Source organism: Mesorhizobium sp. M7A.F.Ca.ET.027.03.2.1 (assembly GCF_003999175.1).
Taxonomy (GTDB): Bacteria; Pseudomonadota; Alphaproteobacteria; order Rhizobiales; family Rhizobiaceae; genus Mesorhizobium.
In genome coordinates this window covers 1-2,030 of sequence record NZ_RZOM01001100.1, presented here as the reverse complement: position 1 = coordinate 2,030, position 2,030 = coordinate 1, and the positions used below count along the sequence as shown (strand labels likewise).

Here is a 2,030-nt window from a genome sequence, read left to right as displayed (position 1 = left end):
TCCTAGGGTCTGCGCCGCGTCGCTTCGCTCCTTGCTCCGCCCTAGGATGACGAAAGATGGGTGTCGTCGCCCTCTCTTGTTGGCGGGAAAAGGGGCCCGCTAGATGGACACCTTCCGCGACAAACTCGTCCCCGTGACCTCGATCCTCGTTGGCGTGGTCGTGCTCTGGTATGTCTTCGCCGTCATCCTCAACACGCCATTCCAGCGCGATCTCGACCGCCGCGCCAATGAGACCTCCACCTTCAGCGAACTCATCGGCAAGACGCTGGCGCAGCCGAAGCCGACATTGCCGGCGCCGCATCAGGTGGCGGTGAATTTCTTCGAGAACACCTTCCTGCGGCCTATCACCTCGAACCGCAGCCTGGTCTACAATGCCTGGGTGACGCTGTCGTCGACGCTGCTCGGCTTTGCCTTCGGCACCGCGCTCGGCATCATTATTGCGGTCGGCATTGTCCATGTGGCGACGCTCGACCGGAGCCTGATGCCGTGGATCATCGCCTCGCAGACCATTCCCATCCTGGCGGTGGCGCCGATGATCATCGTCGTGCTGGGGGCGATCGGCATCAGCGGTCTGATCCCGAAGGCGATGATCTCGACCTATCTGTCATTCTTCCCGGTGACCGTCGGCATGGTGAAGGGGCTGCGCTCACCCGAGATCATGCATCTCGACCTGATGCACACCTACAATGCCAGTCGTGCGCAAACCTTCTGGAGATTGCGCGTGCCGGCCTCGGTGCCGTTCCTGTTCACCTCGATGAAGGTGGCGGTGGCGGCAAGCCTGGTCGGCGCCATCGTCGGCGAACTGCCGACCGGTGCGGTCGCCGGCATCGGCGCCAAGCTGCTGGCCGGCGCCTATTACAGCCAGTCCATCGACATCTGGTCGGCGTTGGTTGCTGGGTCTGTGGTGGCAGCACTTCTCGTCATGGTTGTCGGCATTGCCGGGCGCCTCGTCGACCGCGCCATGGGCGGGAGGCCGGCATGAACCGGCTGAAACCCTCCTGGCAAGCGGTGCTGGCGATCACGCTGTGCGTGATCGCAGTGGCGCTCGGCCCGATCGCCGCGCCGAAAGTCGATGCACTGGCGGAGCCCGCAGGGACGTTGATGTATCCCTATGCGGCGACGAACTGGCTGATCTTCGGCGTGCTGCTTCTCGCTGCTTTGATCTCGATGGCCAGAATACCGTCCGTCGTCGAAGCCGTTGTGCTTTTCATCGGCGCGCATCTGGCCGCCTGGCTGCTGATTGGCGGCATCACCGGCTTCGAGGGCCTGGCGCGGGCGCCCTATTTCCTGCTGCTCACGGGTGCCTGGCTGCTTGGCTGGCGCTGCGTCGCCGTCCTGTCGGGCCTTCGCCCGATGGCAAGCTGGGCTCGCACCGCGCTGCGCCTGATCATCCCGGCCATCTTCGGCGCCTGGATACTGATCATCTGGGAAGCGGTGACGCGTGGCGCCGGCATTCCCTTCATCCTGTTGCCGCCGCCAAGCGCAATCGGCGCACGCATCGCCGGTTCGCTGCCGGTGCTCGGCGCGGATGTCCGGCAGACCATCTTCAAGGCGGTGATCTTCGGCTATGTGGTGGGCAGCGGCGCCGGCTTCATCACCGCAATCCTCGCCGACCGTGTGCCGTTCCTGCGGCGCGGGCTGCTGCCGATCGGCAATATGGTCTCGGCGCTGCCGATCATCGGCGTCGCGCCGATCATGGTGATGTGGTTCGGCTTCGACTGGCAGTCCAAGGCGGCGGTGGTCATCATCATGACCTTCTTCCCGATGCTGGTGAACACGGTCGCCGGCCTGGCCGCCTCCGGCCACATGGAGCGCGACCTGATGCGCACCTACGCGTCGGGCTACTGGCCGACGCTGCTGAAGCTTAGGCTGCCAGCCGCCGCTCCCTTCATCTTCAACGCGCTGAAGATCAACTCGACGCTGGCGCTGATCGGCGCCATCGTTGCCGAGTTCTTCGGCACGCCTGTCGTCGGCATGGGCTTCCGCATCTCGACCGAGGTCGGGCGGATGAACATCGACATGGTCTGGGC

At 64.8% G+C, this 2,030-nt stretch carries 2 protein-coding genes; both read left to right on the top strand.

Annotation, left to right across the window (positions count from 1 at the left end):
* The first annotated feature begins 103 nt into the window (after positions 1-103).
* Positions 104-982, top strand: coding sequence for an ABC transporter permease (locus tag EN750_RS31665; RefSeq protein ID WP_127399052.1), 879 nt, complete (start codon positions 104-106; stop codon positions 980-982).
* Positions 979-2,030 (top strand): ABC transporter permease (locus EN750_RS31660; protein ID WP_145968101.1); only part of this gene is annotated, 1,052 nt, incomplete at its 3' end. The genes EN750_RS31665 and EN750_RS31660, both read left to right, overlap by 4 nt.

What these genes read in the sequence shown, in the direction of transcription:
- EN750_RS31665 (WP_127399052.1), top strand. Translation starts at nt 104, where the DNA reads ATGGACACCTTCCGCGACAAACTCGTCCCCGTGACCTCGATCCTCGTT.